Source organism: Streptomyces sp. NPDC052721, assembly GCF_040678315.1.
GTDB lineage: Bacteria > Actinomycetota > Actinomycetes > Streptomycetales > Streptomycetaceae > Streptomyces.
In genome coordinates this window covers 26,443-44,046 of the sequence record NZ_JBFATL010000027.1, presented here as the reverse complement: position 1 = coordinate 44,046, position 17,604 = coordinate 26,443, and the positions used below count along the sequence as shown (strand labels likewise).

Annotated in this window: 17 protein-coding genes and 3 pseudogenes; 15 read left to right on the top strand and 5 right to left on the bottom strand. The window is 71.5% G+C overall.

The features are described from left to right. Positions 1-16 precede the first annotated feature (16 nt). The 10 genes and pseudogenes from AB0L21_RS24485 to AB0L21_RS24440 all read left to right on the top strand — a co-directional run bounded on the left by AB0L21_RS24485 (position 17) and on the right by AB0L21_RS24440 (position 10,344). The gene (locus AB0L21_RS24485) at positions 17-1,225 is read left to right on the top strand and encodes an ROK family transcriptional regulator (RefSeq protein WP_365786374.1); all 1,209 of its coding nucleotides are present in this window, start codon (positions 17-19) and stop codon (positions 1,223-1,225) included. A 114-nt stretch (positions 1,226-1,339) separates the two neighbouring features. Next, positions 1,340-1,390: pseudogene (locus tag AB0L21_RS24480) on the top strand (hypothetical protein); the annotation flags it as partial. A gap of 77 nt (positions 1,391-1,467) precedes the next feature. Beyond that, positions 1,468-1,758 carry a hypothetical protein gene (locus tag AB0L21_RS24475; protein ID WP_365786449.1) on the top strand — a complete coding sequence of 97 codons (291 nt, stop codon included), beginning with the start codon at positions 1,468-1,470 and terminating at the stop codon, positions 1,756-1,758. Between the two features lie 502 nt (positions 1,759-2,260). Beyond that, the gene (locus AB0L21_RS24470) at positions 2,261-3,745 is read left to right on the top strand and encodes an APC family permease (RefSeq protein WP_365786372.1); all 1,485 of its coding nucleotides are present in this window, start codon (positions 2,261-2,263) and stop codon (positions 3,743-3,745) included. Positions 3,746-3,825: 80 nt separating this feature from the next. Then, on the top strand, positions 3,826-4,839 hold the full coding sequence (locus AB0L21_RS24465; RefSeq protein WP_365786369.1) for an acetamidase/formamidase family protein: 1,014 nt from the start codon (positions 3,826-3,828) through the stop codon (positions 4,837-4,839). Between the two features lie 81 nt (positions 4,840-4,920). Further along, entirely contained in the window at positions 4,921-5,520 is a 600-nt protein-coding gene (locus AB0L21_RS24460) for an N-acetylmuramoyl-L-alanine amidase (RefSeq protein WP_365786445.1), read from the top strand. Between the two features lie 189 nt (positions 5,521-5,709). Next, a complete protein-coding gene (locus tag AB0L21_RS24455; protein ID WP_365786367.1) occupies positions 5,710-7,017 on the top strand; it encodes a GAF domain-containing protein in 1,308 nt (435 codons plus the stop codon). A 55-nt stretch (positions 7,018-7,072) separates the two neighbouring features. Next, positions 7,073-8,596 carry an aldehyde dehydrogenase family protein gene (locus AB0L21_RS24450; protein WP_365786365.1) on the top strand — a complete coding sequence of 508 codons (1,524 nt, stop codon included), beginning with the start codon at positions 7,073-7,075 and terminating at the stop codon, positions 8,594-8,596. 117 nt (positions 8,597-8,713) lie between these two features. Beyond that, on the top strand, positions 8,714-9,691 hold the full coding sequence (locus tag AB0L21_RS24445; RefSeq protein WP_365786363.1) for a MerR family transcriptional regulator: 978 nt from the start codon (positions 8,714-8,716) through the stop codon (positions 9,689-9,691). Positions 9,692-9,699: 8 nt separating this feature from the next. After that, the gene (locus AB0L21_RS24440) at positions 9,700-10,344 is read left to right on the top strand and encodes an FMN-binding negative transcriptional regulator (RefSeq protein ID WP_365786361.1); all 645 of its coding nucleotides are present in this window, start codon (positions 9,700-9,702) and stop codon (positions 10,342-10,344) included. 326 nt (positions 10,345-10,670) lie between these two features. On the opposite strand, the pseudogene AB0L21_RS24435 reads toward AB0L21_RS24440, so the two are convergent. After that, positions 10,671-10,865 (bottom strand): annotated as a pseudogene (locus AB0L21_RS24435) (nitronate monooxygenase); the annotation flags it as partial. Here AB0L21_RS24435 and AB0L21_RS24430 point away from each other — a divergent pair. The 3 genes from AB0L21_RS24430 (at position 10,822) to AB0L21_RS24420 (ending at position 12,276) form a co-directional block, all read left to right on the top strand. Beyond that, positions 10,822-10,980 (top strand): hypothetical protein, encoded by a 159-nt coding sequence (locus AB0L21_RS24430; RefSeq protein ID WP_365786447.1) that lies wholly within the window; start codon positions 10,822-10,824, stop codon positions 10,978-10,980. The pseudogene AB0L21_RS24435 and the gene AB0L21_RS24430 overlap by 44 nt on opposite strands. Positions 10,981-11,119: 139 nt before the next feature. After that, complete coding sequence (locus tag AB0L21_RS24425; RefSeq protein ID WP_365786359.1) at positions 11,120-11,923, top strand: MBL fold metallo-hydrolase; 804 nt, start codon at positions 11,120-11,122, stop codon at positions 11,921-11,923. A gap of 149 nt (positions 11,924-12,072) precedes the next feature. Further along, positions 12,073-12,276, top strand: a complete 204-nt coding sequence (locus AB0L21_RS24420) for a tautomerase family protein (RefSeq protein WP_365786357.1) — start codon at positions 12,073-12,075, stop codon at positions 12,274-12,276. Here the strand turns inward: AB0L21_RS24420 and AB0L21_RS24415 are convergent. Next, complete coding sequence (locus AB0L21_RS24415) at positions 12,191-13,381, bottom strand: HAMP domain-containing sensor histidine kinase (protein ID WP_365786355.1); 1,191 nt, start codon at positions 13,379-13,381, stop codon at positions 12,191-12,193. The genes AB0L21_RS24420 and AB0L21_RS24415 overlap by 86 nt on opposite strands. After that, the gene (locus AB0L21_RS24410) at positions 13,374-14,069 is read right to left on the bottom strand and encodes a response regulator transcription factor (RefSeq protein ID WP_365786353.1); all 696 of its coding nucleotides are present in this window, start codon (positions 14,067-14,069) and stop codon (positions 13,374-13,376) included. The genes AB0L21_RS24415 and AB0L21_RS24410 overlap by 8 nt, the downstream gene beginning before the upstream one ends. Positions 14,070-14,344: 275 nt before the next feature. Here AB0L21_RS24410 and AB0L21_RS24405 point away from each other — a divergent pair, with 275 nt between their 5' ends. Beyond that, a complete protein-coding gene (locus AB0L21_RS24405) occupies positions 14,345-15,421 on the top strand; it encodes an endonuclease/exonuclease/phosphatase family protein (RefSeq protein ID WP_365786351.1) in 1,077 nt (358 codons plus the stop codon). A gap of 165 nt (positions 15,422-15,586) precedes the next feature. Next, positions 15,587-15,924: pseudogene (locus tag AB0L21_RS24400) on the top strand (IS5/IS1182 family transposase); the annotation flags it as partial. Between the two features lie 178 nt (positions 15,925-16,102). Here the strand turns inward: AB0L21_RS24400 and AB0L21_RS24395 are convergent. Both AB0L21_RS24395 and AB0L21_RS24390 read right to left on the bottom strand, forming a co-directional pair. Continuing rightward, positions 16,103-16,726: a dihydrofolate reductase family protein gene (locus AB0L21_RS24395; protein WP_365786349.1), complete on the bottom strand. Its 624-nt coding sequence runs from the start codon at positions 16,724-16,726 to the stop codon at positions 16,103-16,105. Next, positions 16,723-17,526 (bottom strand): alpha/beta hydrolase, encoded by an 804-nt coding sequence (locus AB0L21_RS24390; RefSeq protein WP_365700816.1) that lies wholly within the window; start codon positions 17,524-17,526, stop codon positions 16,723-16,725. The genes AB0L21_RS24395 and AB0L21_RS24390 overlap by 4 nt, the downstream gene beginning before the upstream one ends. Positions 17,527-17,604: the final 78 nt, after the last annotated feature.

The following is a 17,604-nucleotide window of genomic DNA, read 5'->3' as shown; positions in this document are numbered from 1 at the left end:
GAGGATTGACGGAGGCATGACCGCACCGCTGCACGAGGCGCGCCCGCCGGGCGCCGGGCGCGCCCTGCCGGACACCCAGCAGGGCATGCGCCGGCGCAACCTCGCCCGGGTGCTGCACGCCGTGAGCGCCGAGGGCTCGCTGTCCCGGGCGGCGGTCGCCTCCCGGATCGGACTGACGCGGGCCGCGGTGTCGACCCTGGTGGACGAGCTGATCCGCTGGGGTCTGCTGGAGGAACTGGGCCCCGAGCGGCCGGGGCGGGTGGGCCGGCCCGGGTCGGCGCTCGCGGTGAGCGGCCGGGGGCCGGCCGGGATCGGGGCCGAGATCGGCGTCGACCACCTCGCGGTGTGCGCGGTCGACCTGCGCGGTGAGGTCCGCGCGCGGGCGGTCCGGCGCGGTGCCAACCGGGGCCGGGCGCCGGAACCGGTGATCGAGGAACTGACGGCGCTGATCCACCAGGTCGTCGCGGAGGCGGAACGCGCGGAACTCTGGCCCGCCGGGCTCGCGGTCGCCGTGCCCGGCCTGGTCGCCAGGGACGGACGCACGGTCGTACGGGCCCCGAACCTCGGCTGGCACGACATCGACCTCGGCCCCCTGCTGCCTGGCCACCGGCCGCTGACCGTGGACAACGAGGCCAACTTCGGCGCTCTGGCCGAGCTGTGGCTCGGTGCCGGCACGCCGGGCGACTTCCTGCACGTGTCGGCCGAGATCGGCATCGGCGCGGCGGTCGTCGTGGACGGCCGGCTGCTGCGCGGCACCCGGGGCTTCGCGGGCGAGCTGGGCCACGTGCCCGTACGGCCGGACGGTCCCCCCTGCCCGTGCGGCAGCCGGGGATGTCTGGAGCAGTACGCCGGCGAGGAAGCGGTCCTGCGCGCGGCCGGGCTGGAGCCGCGGGACGATCGGGTGGGCCTGCTCGCCGAGCGCGCCCAGGCGGGCGACGAGAGGGTACGGGCCGCGCTGCGGGACGCCGGTACGGCCCTCGGCATCGCCCTGACCGGAGCGGTGAACCTGCTCGACCCCGAGACGGTGGTCCTGGGCGGCGCCCTGGCCGAGCTGTCCCCCTGGCTGCTGCCGTCACTGGACACGGAGCTGACCGGCCGTACGACCGGCCCTGCCTGCCCGGTGACGGTCTCCCCGCTGGGCCCGCAGGGCCCGCTGCTGGGCGCCGCGCACTCGGTCGTCCGAGCGGTACTGGACGATCCGGCGATAGTCGCGGAACGGTCCTGACGCGGCTCGGAACGTGCCGGGACCACGACCGCGGGGGGCCGGGTGACGGAGTCGACGCCCCGCGAGGAATGGATCAAGTCCCGGCCGCGGGCGCTGCTCGCCTCGTGTGTGCTGATGCTGGACGGGCAGGGGCACATGCCGCTGCTGCGCCACGCTCCGGGGCGGCCCGACGCCGCGCAGTGGTGGCTGCCCGGCGGGATGCTGGACCACGGTGAGGATCCCCGGTCGCGGCGCGCAGGGAGATGCGCGGGCAGACCGGGATCGACATCGCCCCGGGGCCCGCGCTGCTCGGTGTCGACCGCCGGACGGATGTGCTCGGGAGCGGGCCGGTTCCCGACTGCTTCTTCCCTGGCGGCACGATGGCCGCCGACACCCCGGTGCGGCTGAGCGCGGAGCATGATCGGCACGGGATGGTCTCGCTCGACGAACTGCACGGGTTGCCACTCGCCGCCCGGCGGTCCACGCTGACGGCGCTGCACGGGGTGGTGCGCGGCGGGGGTGTGGTGTATCTGCGGGAGGGTGTGCCGCTGTGAGGGGGCGGGCTGGCGGTCGCCGCTGACGACGCGGGTGGGTCGTGGCCGACGGGCGGGGTCGCTGTGGCTACGGCCTGCCGTGACCGGCAGGGCGTGGGCAGGTGGCTGTGGCTGTACGGCGGTCTGTGGCGCGCCGGGCGTGGAGGTAGCCGTCGCCGCACGACGGGCCGTGGTCCGCCGGGGCGCCGGACTCCGCGTCGGCCGACCGCGAGGCGTCGGGCCTCCGGCACCGTCCAGGCGTCGAGCGCGCCCGTCACCGGCGCTGACGCCCAGGCGCCGGCCCCACAGCAGACGACCAGGCGTCACCCGATCGAGTGAGCAAGTTGTCCACAAGCCGCGACTCGTCCACGGAACCGTGGCAGGCCCTTCTGCCCAACCCGCCCGAGTCGTACCGTGATTCACGCGAGGCGCAGCCGACGGACCGTCACCGGACGGCGTGCGTCAGGGACGTGAGGAGCGCACAGGCGACGGTGGCAGCGGACTGACACGTATCGGGGGACACATGCACGGGGAGACGACGGGGACGCTGCGGCGCGACGCCATCGGGTTGCGCGAGGTCCTGTTCCAGAGCATCACGGCGATGGCGCCGGCCGCCGCGGTGGCGGCGTCGATTCCGTCAGGCGCCGCTTTCGCGGGCGGCAGCCTCCCGCTCGCGGTGCTCGTGGCCCTGGTGGCCTGTCTGTTCACCGCCTCCTGCGTGGCCGAACTGGCGCGGGAGCTGCCCGCGGCGGGCTCGGTGGCGACGTACGCGGCAAGGGGCCTGCACCCGGCCGTCGGCTTCCTCGTCGGGTGGGCCTACGTCTTCGTGGAGATGCTGGTGCCACCCCTGCTGCTCCTCCAGCTGGGCTTCACGGCGGCGGGCACGCTGCACGCGGAGTGGCCGGCGTATCCCGCGGACCTGTGGTGGCCGTGGGCGCTGGCGGGCGCCGGGGTGATCGCCGTCTCCGGCTACCTGGGCGTCCGCGCCTCCGCCCGCTTCGGCACCGTCCTCGGCGTCTTCGAGATCCTCGTTCTCCTCGTGTTCGCCGTGCTGCTCATCGGCAAGGCGGGCAGCGCCAACACCCTGTCGGTGTTCGGTACGTCCCACACCGCCGACGGGTACACGGGAGCCGCCGGGGTGTTCGCCGGGTCCGTGTACACGGTGCTGGCCTTCGCCGGGTTCGAGGCGGCGGCGCCGCTCGCCGAGGAGACCCGCGACCCGCGGCGGACCATGCACCGCGCCGTCCTCGGAGCGGCCCTGGGCATCGGCCTGTTCTACGTCCTCTCGACGTACGCGATGACCGTCTACTTCGGCCCCGACCGCTTCGCGGAGTTCGGCGCCTCCGGCGAGGCGTCCTGGGAGGGCGTCGCCCGGGCCTCGTTCGGTCTGTTCTGGGTGCTGGTGTTCCTCGCGGTGGTCAACTCCACGATCGCGAACGCCAACGCGAGCGCGAACGTCTCGACCCGCACGGCCTTCGCCCTGGCCCGCGTCCGCGTCCTGCCTGGCCTGCTCGCCACGCTCCACCCCCGGCACCGCTCCCCCGTGGCCGGCATCGCCCTGCAGACCGTCGTGGCGGTCGGAGCGGTGCTCGGGCTCGGCTTCGCCTACGACCCGGTGACCGCGTTCCTGCTGCTCGCCACGGTGATCGTCACGGTCGTCGTCGGCGTCTACATCGTCGTGAACCTCTCCTGCGCCGGTCATTTCCTGCGCTCCCGCCGCGCTGCCTTCGAACCGGTACGGCACCTGCTGGTCCCGGTGCTGGGCATCACCGCTTTCGTCCCCGCCCTGCTGACGGCCGCCGGCCTCCCGGTGTTCGACTTCGTGACGGAACTGACGGCACCGGTGTCCTACGCCGGTGCGGTCGTCGGCGCGTGGATGGCGGCGGGTGTGGTCGTGCTGCTCGTGCTCATACGACGGCACCCCGAGCGCATAGCCGAGACCGCGCGGGTGCACCTCGACGCGCACGACCCCGGCGCCGGCTGCATGGACGGATCCGTGCCGAGCTGACCAGCCTCACGTGGCGCGACAGCCACGCCCGCCCGCATCCCCCGCCCCGGGGATCGCCTTCACAAGGGAGTCACGCCACGATGACCGACCCCCGGATCCTCACCGTGCGCCCTGAACCGGACCAGTACGCCTGGACCTTCGGCGGAGCGGCGCCCGCGGCGCGGATCGCGCCCGGCACGGTTCTCGACCTCTACACGGAGGACTGCTTCGCCGGCCGGGTCCGCTCCGAGAAGGACCTGGTGTCCGAGGTGTGCGAGTTCCCCTACCTCAATCCGCAGACCGGCCCGTTCCACATCGAGGGCGCCGAGCCCGGTGACACCGTGGCCGTGCACTTCGTGTCGATCGAACCGGCCCGCGACTGGGCGGCGTCCACGACGGTCCCCCTCTTCGGCGCGCTGACGTCCACGCACACGACGGCCACCCTGCAGCCGCCGCTGCCGGAGCGGGTGTGGATCTGGCAGCTGGACCGGGCCCGCAGGACGGCCCTGTTCCAGGCGCGGGACAGCGACCTCCAGGTGGAGCTGCCCATGGACCCGATGCACGGCACGGTGGGCGTGGCACCGGCCGGCCTGGAGGTGCGCTCGGCCCTGGTGCCGGACGCCCACGGCGGCAACATGGACACGCCCGAGATGCGGGCCGGCGTCACCTGCTACCTGGGCGTCAACGTCGAGGGTGCCCTGCTCAGCCTCGGCGACGGGCACGCCCGGCAGGGCGAGGGCGAGACCTGTGGCGTGGCCGTGGAGTGCGCGATGAACACGGTGGTGGTCGTCGACCTCCTCAAGGACGTCGCCACACCCTGGCCCCGGCTGGAGTCGGACACGCACATCATCTCGACCGGCTCGGCCCGGCCGCTGGAGGACGCGTTCCGGATATCCCAGCTCGACCTGGTGCAGTGGCTGGTGCGCGACTACGGGTTCAGTGAGCTGGACGCGTACCAATTCGCAACCCAGGCGGTCGAATCACCGTTGGCCAACGTGTGCGACACGAACTACACGTGCGTGGCCAAGCTCCGCAAGGAGTGGCTGCCCGCGCGGGAGACGTACCGCGGCGTGCACGCACGGCTACGGGAGACCGCGCGAGCCCTGCGCCGCTGACGTCTCCGTCGTACCCCCGACTTCCGAAAGCCTGCCGAACGGCATTCCCCGAGGCATCCCGAAAGGCGTCCCGCCATGGACATGGACCGAGCCAGACCCCGGCTCAGCCGGCGCCGGCTGCTCAAGGGCGCGGCACTCACCGCCGTTCCCTACGCCCTGCTTCCCGACCCGCGGGCCGGTGCGCAGACCACGGCCGTCGACTATCCGCCCGCCGAGTGGCAGGCGGCCAGCAGCTCCAACTACACGGCGTCCGACCGCCCCGACGACTACGCCATCGACCGAGTGATCATCCACGTCACGCAGGAGACGTACACCGACACGCTGGCGATCTTCAGCAACCCGCAGAAGAAGGTCTCCGCGCACTATGTGGTCCGCTCGGCGGACGGGCACGTCGCCCAGTGCGTGCACGAGGCCGACATCGCCTGGCACGCGGGGAACTGGAGCTACAACACGCGCAGCATCGGCATCGAGCACGAGGGCTGGATCGACCGGCCCGCCTACTTCACCGACGCCCTCTACGAGGAGTCGGCGAAGCTCACGGCGGCGATCTGCGCCAAGTACGGCATCCCCCGGGACAGGGAGCACATCATCGGCCACTACCAGGTGCCCGGCACCGACCACACCGACCCGGGGCCGAACTGGGACTGGGTGCGGTACATCAGAATGGTCAACTTCGCCTAGCCGGAGGCGGAGCCACCGTCGCCCCGGTTGTCCGCGCGAACACCCGGGGTGACGATGGTTCCCAGCCGCCGTGGCAGCCGCTGTGCGACCGCCGAGCCCGCCTCATCACCGCCCGGAGCCGCCGTACCCCGTATCACCATCCCGTACCCGCACCGCATCAACACCGTTCCACTGTCCGGGGAGGCCGAGTTGACCGATCCGTGGGTTGCCCTGGAGCCGGGGGCCGACCCTGCCGAGCGCGTCCGGTTGCTGCGCCGGGCGCACGAGACGTTCACCACCGTGGGCACGGTGCCCCGTCCGGTGCGGTCGGTGGTGGCGGAGTCGTGGCGGCGCAGCGCGCGGGCCGGTGTCGGGCCGGACGGCGCCGCCAGCGTGGAGCTGACCGACGGTGAACTCGGCGCCTACCGTGCGGAACATCCGCTGGCCCGGGTGATGCCCCTGTTCCGGGAGTTGATGGGCACGTTCGCGGCCGATGGCGAGCATCTGCTGGCGGTGTGCGACGCGCACGGCAGCCTGCTGTGGGTGGAAGGGCACGCGGCGACCCGGCGCCGCGCGGACCGGATGAACTTCGTGCCCGGGGCCCGGTGGTCGGAGAGCGCGGTCGGCACCAACGCGCCGGGCACGGCGGTCGCCGTGGACCGGCCCGTGCAGGTGTTCGCCGCCGAGCACTTCATACGGCAGGTGCAGCCGTGGACCTGCGCCGCCGCTCCGGTGCACGATCCACGCACCGGACGGGTCCTGGGGGCCGTGGACATCACCGGCGGGGACGGGCTCGCCCATCCGCACAGCCTCGGCTTCGTGCAGGCGGTGGCGCGGGCCGCCGAGGCACAGCTCGCCCTGCTCGCCCCGCCGCGCGCCGCCGAGGAGGGGGCCCTGCTGAGCGCGCTCGGCCGGGACGAGGCCGAACTCACCCTGCACGGGCGGCGGATCAGGCTCAGCCGTCGGCACAGCGAGATCCTGGTGCTGCTGTCCCGGCATCCCGAGGGCCTGAGCGGCGACGAGTTGCTGTGCGCACTGTACGCGGACGAGTCGGTGACCCCGGTGACGCTGCGGGCCGAGCTGGCGCGCCTGCGCAGGCTGCTGGGTCCGGGGCTGCTCGCCTCGCGGCCGTACCGGCTGACGGCGGCGGTCGAGTCGGACGCCACCGTGGTCGAGCGGCGGCTGGAGACAGGTGCGCTGACCGCGGCGGCGGAGGGGTACACCGGCCCGCTGCTGCCCGGTTCCCAGGCCCCGGCGATCGTCCGGCTGCGGGAGCGGCTCGCCGGCGGGCTGCGCACGGCGCTGATCGCGCACGGCGACCCCGACCTGCTGGCGGACTGGGCGCGCGCGCCGTGGGGCGAGGACGACCTGGAGGTGTGGCGGGCGCTCGCCGCCGTACGCCCGACGGCACCGGTCCGGGCCCGGCTCGCCGCGCTGGAGGCCGAACTGGTGGCGCCGGCCGGCTGGTCACGGGCGCGGACCCGCGGCGCAACGTACGTGCAACGTCCGCGTGTCTAGCCTCGCGCCGAGAGCTGCCCAACGGCGGGCAGCGCCGCACCGGGAGGCAACCAGGATGACTCGTTACGCGGCGCCGGGCACCGAAGGCGCGATCGTCTCCTTCCAGGCGCGCTACGACCACTACATCGGCGGCGCCTATGTGCCGCCGGCGCGCGGGCAGTACTTCGAGAACCCGTCACCGGTCAACGGTCAGCCGTTCACGGAGATCGCGCGCGGTACCGCGGAGGACGTCGAGCGGGCGCTGGACGCGGCGCACGAGGCCGCGCCCGGCTGGGGTCGAACCCCGGTCGCGGAGCGCTCCGACGTCCTGTTGAAGATCGCTGACCGGATGGAGGCCCACCTGGAGCCGCTGGCGGTGGCCGAGAGCTGGGAGAACGGCAAGCCGGTCCGGGAGACGCTGGCCGCCGACATCCCCCTGGCGATCGACCACTTCCGCTACTTCGCGGGGGCGATCCGGTCGCAGGAGGGTTCGCTGGGCGAGCTGGACGACGACACGGTGGCGTACCACTTCCACGAGCCGCTCGGGGTCGTCGCGCAGATCATCCCGTGGAACTTCCCGATCCTGATGGCGGCCTGGAAGCTCGCGCCGGCGCTCGCCGCGGGCAACGCGGTCGTCCTCAAGCCGGCCGAGCAGACCCCGGCCTCCATCCACTACTGGCTGAGCCTGGTCGCGGACCTGCTGCCGCCGGGTGTGCTGAACATCGTCAACGGCTTCGGTGTGGAGGCGGGCAAGCCGCTGGCGTCGAGCCCGCGGGTGGCGAAGGTCGCGTTCACCGGGGAGACCACGACCGGGCGGCTGATCATGCAGTACGCCTCGGAGAACATCAAGCCGGTCACCCTGGAACTCGGCGGGAAGTCGCCGAACATCTTCTTCGACGACGTGTGGGCGCACGACGACGACTTCCGTGACAAGGCGCTCGAAGGCTTCACGATGTTCGCGCTCAACCAGGGCGAGGTCTGCACGTGCCCGTCCCGGGCGCTGATCCAGCGCGGTCACTACGCGGAGTTCCTGGAGGCGGCCGTCGAACGCACCCGGCGCATCAAGCCGGGCCACCCGCTGGACACCGACACCATGATCGGCGCGCAGGCCTCCAACGACCAGCTGGAGAAGATCCTCTCCTACCTGGACATCGGCCGCCAGGAGGGCGCGAAGATCCTCACGGGTGGTGAACGCGTCGAGCACGAGGGCGAGTTGAAGGGCGGGTACTACGTCCAGCCGACCATCTTCGAGGGCGACAACCGTATGCGGATCTTCCAGGAGGAGATCTTCGGCCCGGTCGTCTCGGTGGCCTCCTTCGACGACTTCGACGACGCGATCAAAATCGCCAACGACACGCTGTACGGCCTGGGCGCGGGCGTGTGGACCCGGGACATCAACACCGCCTACCGCGCCGGCCGCGCGATCCAGGCGGGCCGTGTGTGGACCAACTGCTACCACGCCTATCCCGCGCACGCGGCGTTCGGCGGCTACAAGCAGTCGGGGATCGGCCGTGAGACACACAAGATGATGCTGGAGCACTACCAGCAGACGAAGAACCTGCTCGTGTCGTATTCGCCGAAGAAGCTGGGCTTCTTCTAGTCACCTGGACGCCGGACAAGGGCGCCGACCGGGCCAACGCCTGGTCGGCGCCCGTTCCGGAATCCATGACGCCGCTCACCGCGGCGCTTGACCTTGCCCCTCAGGGCAGGGTTTAGCGTGAGCAGCGAGGTGAACGGCATGAAGATCAGTGAGCTTGCCCGTCGGGCCGGCGCGACGACGAAAGCAGTGCGGTACTACGAATCGCTGGGCCTGCTCACACCCGAGCGACTCGCCAACGGCTACCGCACCTACACCGAGGACGACATACGCCTCGTCCGGGAGATCAGAGCCCTCCACCGGCTGGGCATCCCCGTCGAGCGCACCCGCCCCTTCCTGGAGTGCCTGGCCGCCGGGAGCGTGCACGCCGACGACTGCCCCTCCTCGCTGGCCACCTACCGGGAGGCCATCGACGAGCTCACCGAGCGCATCGAGGCCCTGAACGCCCGCCGTACGGCCTTGATCACCAACTTGCGGGTGGCGGCCCACCGGGGCAGCAGGGTCGTACCGCTCCAGGAGGCCGGACCAGCGGATGCGGACTACCTGACCCTGCCCGTGGACCTGCCCGTCCCGGAGGACGACGGCGCCGCCGCCCACCTCCCCGGCACGGCGGTTCCGCCGCTCACGCTCCTCGACACGGCGGGCCGGCCGATCCGCCTGGACGGGCTCGGCCCGCGCCGGACGGTGATCTACGTCTATCCCCTCACCGGCCGCCCCGGCACCGACCTGCCGGAGGGCTGGAACTCCATCCCGGGCGCCCGCGGCTGCACGCCTGAGTCGTGTGGCTTCCGCGATCACTTCCAGGATCTCCTGGAGGCGGGTGCCGGCCGCGTGTACGGGCTGTCCAGCCAGGACACCGGCTACCAGAAGGAGGTCGTGGAACGGCTCGGCCTGCCCTTCGACGTGCTCTCCGACCCGGCACTCGGCCTCGCCGGTGCCCTCGGCCTGCCCACCTTCGAGGCCGGCGGAATGCGACTGTTCAAGCGCCTCACGCTCGTCGTCCGCGACGGCGTGATCGAGCACGCCTTCTACCCGGTCTTCCCCCCGGACGCCCACGCGCAGCAGGTGCTGGCCTGGCTGCGCGAGAACCCCCTGTGAGGATGCCCGTGTACGTCCCCCGACACTTCGTGCCCGACGAGAACGCCGTCCGCGACCTGCTGACCCACAGCGGAGCGTCCGATCTCATCACCATGACACCACAGGGGCTCGTGGCCACCCCGCTGCCGTTCGCGTACGACCCGGACGCCGGTGAACACGGCGCCCTGATCGGCCACATGGCCCGCGCCAACGACCAGTGGCGCCGGCCGGTGCGGGGCGAGGCCATGGTGATCGTCCGCGGGCCCGAGGCGTACATCACGCCGACCTGGTACGCCACCAAGCGCGAACACCATCGTGTGGTGCCGACCTGGAACTACATGACCGCGCACGTCTACGGGCAGTTGGTCGTGCACGACGACCCGGCCTGGATCGAGGCACAGATCCGCCGTCTGACCGACCGGCACGAGGCCGGCCAGGACGAGCCCTGGTCCGTCGACCAGGCCCCGGCGGAGTTCATCGAGCGGCAGCTGCGCGCCGTCGTCGGCGTCGAGCTGGTCATCAGCCGCGTCGAAGCCAAGTTCAAGCTCAGTCAGAACCAGCCGCGGGAGAACGTCAGGGGAGTCATCGCCGGCCTCGAAGCCCGCGACCGGTCCCACGACGCGGCGATCGCCGCCGCGGTCCGCGCCCACGACCCGCACGCCGCCACGGCCTGACGTCCTCGCTTTCGGCGCGGCTTCGTTCGAAGGCCGCCGCGACGGACTCCGCCCAGGCCTCGCGGTGACCGGTCCGGGCCCACAGGTGGATCAGGCGGGTGTCGCCGGCCGCGGTGGCGGCTTTGCGGAGGGGGCGGTGAGGTGGTGCGGGGCCGGGTAGCCGGCCGGGGCCGGGCGGTCGAAACGGTCGGTGAAGCGGTTGCGGAGGGCGCGGGCGGGCCGTCCCGTGAAGGCGCGGGTGACGGTCGTGGTGGCGAAGGCCGGTCGGCCAGGGCCGCCTTGTGCGGTGCGCAGGCTCCGCTCTCGTAGGTACGCAGCAGCACCGTGCCCATCATGGCGCCCTGAGCCCCCGCGCTCAGGGCGGCCGTCACGTCGGCGGCGGTGGCGATGCCACCCGTGGCGATGACGGGCAGGGCGACGGCGCCGCGGACGGAGGCGACCAGGTCGGGCAGCCGCACCGCCGCGAGGGGCCGGTCCGTGGTGAAGGTGGCCGAGTGCCCGCCGGCTGCCGGAGCCTGCACGATCAGCGCGTCGACGCCGGACGCGGGCGCCCGGCATGCCTCGGACTTCCCCGACTCCCAGCGGACACTGGTCCGCCGGTTCCTGGACGCCTCCCTTCAGACGGCATCGCAGTGACACCCGCCGTGACCAGGTGATCCGGCGTCCGTGTCCGCGACGCATGGACGCGTCACCACAGGCGTTTCACGGGCTGCCGGAACATCGTTAGCGTTGGCGGTGTGAACCGAACCATCAGGAGCACTCTGCGAGGGCCGCGATGAGCACAGAGCTGTCCCGGCAGGAATGCGCGGTCACCGTGCTGGGCGGCCCGACGGCCGTCATCGACATCGGTGGCCTGCGGATCGTCAGCGATCCGACCTTCGACGAGGCGGGTCCCCAGGGGTACCTCACCAAGACAGCCGGGCCTGCCGCAGGCGAGGACGCGGTGGGACCGGTCGACCTCGTCCTGGTCAGCCATGAAGCCCACCCCGACAACCTCGACGGGCGAGGCCGCGCGTTCGCGAAGACCGCCCCGCTGGTGCTCACCGGGCCGCTCGCAGCGCAGCGGCTGGGCTCACCCGCCGTCGGCCTCTCCCCGTGGACCGGCCACTCCCTGCCCCGCCCGGACGGCGGCGGCGATCTGACCGTGCTGGCCGTTCCGGCCGTCCACGGTCCCGAGGACGGCGAACGCGACGCGGACGGCAACGTCAACTGCGAGGTCATCGGGTTCGTGCTGTCCGGGCAGGGGCTTCCCACCGTGTACGTCAGCGGCGACAACGCCTCGATCCGTACGGTCGCGGAGATCTCCCGCCGGGTGCCCGGCATCGACGCGGCCGTCCTGCACGCGGGAGCGGCACGCGTGCCGGCGAAGTTCGACGGGCGGCCTCTGTCCCTGGACAGTCGCCGGGCCGCCGCCGCGGCGGCCGTCCTGGGCGCGGAGATCGTCGTACCGGCCCATTACGACGGCTGGGCCCACTTCTCGGAAGGACTGCCCGAGATCGAACTGGCCTTCCACGAGGCCGGTCTCTCCTCCCTGCTGCGGGTCGCACCCCACGGCACGTGGGTGCCGCTCACCCACTGACCCCCCCTCGCCGCTGCACGACAGCACCACGCAAAAGGTGTGCTGGACATCCCCGAGCGGGACAGGTTCCAGACCATCACCGAGCACGACGCCGACCACGTCATCGCCCTCGACGCGGCCTCGGCTTCGAGCGGACCGATGGCCTGGTGATGATCCAGATCTTCACCCAGTCGGGGCACTCGACCGAGGTCGAGCAACGTCTCTACCGGACCATCGCCAAGCATCTGGAAGCCCTCGGCATCGCCGGCGAGGACATCTTCGTCAGCATCATGGAGAACGGCCCTCAGGACTGGCCCTTCGGCTTCGGTCGCGCCCAGTACGTCCAGGGTGATCTGGCTGTGCCTGGCCGCTGACGCCGTCGGCCTCCGCCCCCGCGGGCAGCTCCACAGTGATGCGGAGACCGCCGGCGGCACGCGGGGTGAGGGTGAGTGTTCCGTCGTGTGCGCGCGTGATGGTTTTGACGATCGCCAGGCCGAGGCCGACGCCTGCGTGGTCGGTGCGAACACGTTCGGTGCCACGCTGGAACGGTTCGGTGAGTGTCGAGACCAGCTGCGGGGTGAGCTTCTCGCCCGTGTTCTCGACGGTGAGCACCACAGTCCGGGGGCGCACGCCGGTGCTGACCCACACGGTGCCCTGTTCCGGCAGATTGTGGACGATCGCGTTGTGCACCAGGTTCGTGGTCAGCTGCAGCAGGAGCGCCTGCGACCCGCTCGTGCGGGCGATGTCGCCGCCGGTCTCGACGGTGACGCCGTGCTTTTCCGCGAGGGGGAGGAGTGTTTCGGTCGCTTCTTCCGCCATCAGGGACAGGTCGACGGGTTCCCGGGTGAAGGACCGCTGCTCGGCGCGGCTGAGCAGGAGCAGTGCGTCGGTAAGGGCGATCGCACGGGTGTTGACGGCGTGGAGGCGGGCGACGAGTTCCCCGGTGTCGCGGTCCGGATCGGTACGGGCCACGTCGAGAAGTGCCTTCGAGATGGCCAGCGGGGTGCGCAGCTCGTGAGAGGCGTTGGCTGCGAATCTCTGCTGTTCGGCGACGTGTGTTTCGATCTGCGCGAGCATCGTGTCAAAGGCGTCGGCGAGTTCGCGGAACTCGTCCTTGCGGTCCGTCAGCCGGATTCGGTGGGAGAGTGATCCGTTCGTGGCCATGCGGGTGGCGTCGGTGATCCGGGTCAGGGGGGCGAGCATGCGGCCGGCGAGGAGCCATCCTCCCAGGAGACCGAATATCAGCAGGAACACCAGTACTGCGGCTGCCGACGGGGCGAAAGCGCGCAGGAGGTTGGACCGGACGGGAAAAACACCATGAGTGGGGGTTTCAGCGTTGACGATGAGCGCACGCTCAGGGACATAACGCAGCAGGAACACCCACACGGCGGCGAGCAGCAAGGCACCTGCGATCATCAGGAATCCCGCATAGCTGAGGGCGAGTTTGAGGCGAACGCTCACCCCGGGCGCTCTATCCACGGTCTCGTCCCTCGTGTCCGGCCTCCGGTTGCGTGTCGATGCGGTAGCCGGCGCCTGGCACGGTGGTGATGATCCACGGTTCGCCGAGACGCTTGCGCAGTGCCGAAACGGTGATGCGCACGGCGTTGGTGAACGGATCGGCGTTCTCGTCCCACGCGCGTTCCAGGAGTTCCTCGGCGCTGACGACACCGCCTTCGGCGGCGACGAGGACTTCGAGCACTGCGAACTGCTTCCGGGTCAGCGCGACGTAGCGGCCGTCCCGGTGGACCTCGCGGCGGAACGGGTCCAGCCGCAGCCCTGCGATCTCTCGCACGGGCGGCCTGTTGTGGGCACGCCTGCGGTCGAGTGCTCTGAGCCTGAGTACGAGTTCTCGGAGGTCGAAAGGTTTGGTGAGGTAGTCGTCGGCGCCGAGTCCGAACCCGGAGGCCTTGTCGTCGAGACGGTCGGCCGCGGTGAGCATCAGGATCGGCATGCCGCTGCCGGAGGCGACGATGCGTGTGGCGATCTCGTCACCGGACGGACCGGGAATGTCACGGTCGAGTACGGCGATGTCGTAGGCGTTGGTGCTCAGCATTTCCAGCGCGGTGTCGCCGTCACCCGCGATGTCGGCCGCGATGGCTTCCAGGCGTAGGCCATCCCGGATGGCTTCCGCCATATAGGGTTCGTCCTCGACGATCAACACACGCATGCACGTGATGCTACAAGTCGGCGTATATCGGCCGCGTATCGGAAAACGCATACGTGCCGGCAACACCGCGTTGCCTTGACTGGCGGTATGCGCCGAACCGCACCATCACCACGAACAACGAAACACCGGATTCGCCGGCTCCGCGCCGTCGGCCTGACGGCCGTCGTGGACGCGATCAGCACAGCCTGCGTCGCCCAGGGGCCGAAGCCCTCGGCCCGCCCGTCCTTCGCCGCGCCCGCACTCCGCCAGGCACCGGCAGTGAGCGAGGACAGCCCATGACGCAGGTGGACACGGCGGAGACCGGGCAGGGCGGCGCCCGTCGCCCGGACACCGGCGCCGGGACCTGGCGTGCGCGCGTCCGCCGGGCGGTACGTGCCGCCTCCCGGCCGGGGCCCTGGAAGCGCGGCCCGGTGCTCGCCGGCCTTGCGGTGCTGCTGGGCCTGATCCTGCTGCTGCACGCGCGGATCACGGACCGCGGAGGCCTCGGCAGCCTGGTGGAGACCTTCCTGCCATGGTTCGGCCTGTTCATCCCCGTACTGCTCACCGGCGCGCTGTGGCGTCGCTCCGCCTCCGCGGTGGTCGCGCTGCTGCTGCCGGCCGTGATGTGGCTGAACCTCTTCGGCGCCCTGCTCGGCGACAAGTCCCGCCCGGGCGGCGACCTCACCGTGGCCGAGCACAACGTCGGCGACGCCAATCCCGACCCGGCCGGCACCGCCCGCGACCTGGCCGCCTCCGGGGCGGACGTGCTGGCCCTCGTGGAGCTGACCGAGCAGGCCCGGGGCACGTACGAGAAGGAACTGGCGGAGGCGTACCCGTACCACACGGTGCAGGGCACGGTCGGGCTGTGGAGCAGACTGCCGCTGTCGGACACCCGGCCGGTCGACATCAAGATGGACTACGGGCCGCTGGCGGACACCAAGCCGGCCGACGTCAAGATGACCTACACCCGGGCGCTGCGCACCACAGTGGCCACGGACCAGGGACCGCTGGGGGTGTATGTGGCCCACCTGGGGTCCGTACGCGTGTTTCCCAGGAAGGGCTTCTGGACGGACAGCAGGGACCGCGGCGCGAAGGCGCTCGCCGAAGCCGTCACCGCCGAGCGGAACGAGCGGGTGGTGCTGCTCGGCGACCTGAACGGCACCGTGGACGACCGCGCGCTCGCCGGCATCACCTCACAGATGCGCTCCGCCCAGGGCGAGGCCGGGAACGGCTTCGGCTTCACCTGGCCGGCGACGTTCCCGGTGGCGCGGATCGACCAGATCCTGGTCCGCGGCGTGCAGCCGGACAGTTCCTGGGTGCTGCCGGCCACCGGCAGCGACCACCTGCCGGTGGCCGCCAGGATCAGCTGGTGAACAGCGCTTGAAGGCTCCGATTCCGTTCGGGTGACGTGGCTGGTGGTCCAGGACATGCCCGCCGGGCCCGACTGGGCGGACGTCCTCACAGAAACACCTGCTCGGCCACCAGTTGACGGCACCCCGGCTCGGGCCTCCGGCCTTCGCACGAAATGTGCGGTGCTGGTGAAGACCTCCACCAGCGTGCCGGCCGCCGGCCAGGGCACGGACGCGGCGAAGAAGATCGTGGGCCGCAAGCGGAGCGTCGTCACCGTCACCCTCGGACTGCTGCCGGCGGTGCTGGTCACCGCGCGAGCGGCACGACCCGGTCGCCGGCACCGACCTGATCGACCAGGTGGCCGCCGCCCATCCCGCCATCCCGCAAGGTCTGGGTGGACGGCGACTACCGCCAGCACCTCGTCGAGCACGCTGCCACCCCCGGCATCGACATGGAAATCGCCCAACTCACGCCCGGAACAACAGGCTTCACCCCGCTGCCCAAGCGCTGGACGGTGGAGCGGACCTAGGGATGGCTGATGCTCCACCGCCGCCTGGCCCGCGACCATGAGGCCCTGGCCGCCCGCCGCAAGACGACCTATAGGATCTGTCTCTCTTGAGGCGCAAGCGCAGCAAGGTCTTGGCCTCCGTTGCGAACACGTGCCCGCCGCTGTCAGGTCACGGCCGCCCTTGCTTGCCGCCTGCCTACGCCCCTCGCTCCCCGATCTGGTACGTCAGGTGGGTGACCTGCGGAGAGCCGATCACCCGCGTGGGCATGAGGCCGAGTTCCGGCGAGACGCCGTCGAAGAGCCGGACGCCCGCGCCGAGCACGAGGGGCGCGAGGTGGATCTGGAGTTCGTCCAGGAGGCCGTCGGCGAGGAACTGCCGTACGGTGTCGGCGCCGCCGGAGATCTGCACGTCCTTGTTCCCGGCTGCTTTGCGGGCCTGGTCCAGCGCGCTGTGGATGCCTTCGGTGACGAAGGTGAAGGTGGTGCCGCCCTGTCTGTCCCAGGGGTCCCGCGGGGTGTGGGTCAGGACGAAGACGGGCGCACGGAAGGGTGGCGGGTCGGGCCAGCCGACCTCCCCTTCGGCGAACATGTGTCGTCCCATGATGTAGGCGCCTGCGCGGGCGAAATTCTCCTGGACGATGTCGTCGTCCTGGTTGGTCTGCCCGCCGTCGATGTTCTGGCGGGCTCGCCAGGTCTCGACGCCGTAGATCCATTCGTGGATCCGGGTTCCGCCGTCGCCGAGCGGGTTGTCGGGACGGGCGTTGGGGCCGGCGACGAAGCCGTCGATGGACATGCCCAGGGCAGCGAAGACCTTACTCATGCCTTCGCCTCGGCGGTGAAGAAGTCGGTCAGAACGGGAGCGAGGAGCTTGGGGTCGATGTCGTGCTCTTGGCCGGGGAAGGTGTGCAGGGAGAAATTGTCCGCCAGGGCGGCGAGTTCTTGGGCACCGGTCAACATGTGCGGTGCGCCGGCGTCTCCGCTGCCGACGAGGACGGGGATCGTCACGGAGTGCCAGCGGTCGGCGGGCAGGGGGCGGCCGGACATGGTGTCGCCCATGACCTGGCCGTCGTAGGGCAGGGTCCGGGCGGTGGCCTCCATGGTGGCCCAGAACGGGGCCTGGCGCATGCCGGCGACGGCCTCGGGCGGCATGCCCACCGCGGCCGTCATGAAGTAGGCCACGGCATCGCCGTACGCCCCCTGCGTCACGAGTTCCTTGAGGTGAGCGACATAGTCGGTGGGCAGCGGCGGACGGCTGCCATCGGTGATGAAGGGCGGTTCGTACAGGGCCAGCCGTGTCACGGCGCTGCCCCGGGCGGTGGCCTCCAGTGCCAGCACGGCGCCGGAGGACATACCGAAGACCATGGCCTTGCCGCCCGCGTGCCCGATCAGCGCGTCCAGGTCCTCGACCTCGCGCTGCACGTCGTAGGTCGGAGCGTCCCCGCTGTCACCGCGCCCACGGCGGTCGTACGTGATCACTGTGAAGCGTTCGGCCAGCCGGCCTGCCAGCTCGGCGGAATCGCCGCGGGTCATGAACGCACCGCCGACGAGCACCACGGCAGGGCCCGACCCCTGCTGTTCGTAGGCGATGACCGTGCCGTCGGCCGAGAACACCTTGTCCATAGGAAACCCCACTCACCTTCATGCAGCGCACAGGACGCAAAGCCCCGCACCCCATTGGGACACGACACGTAGCGTGTC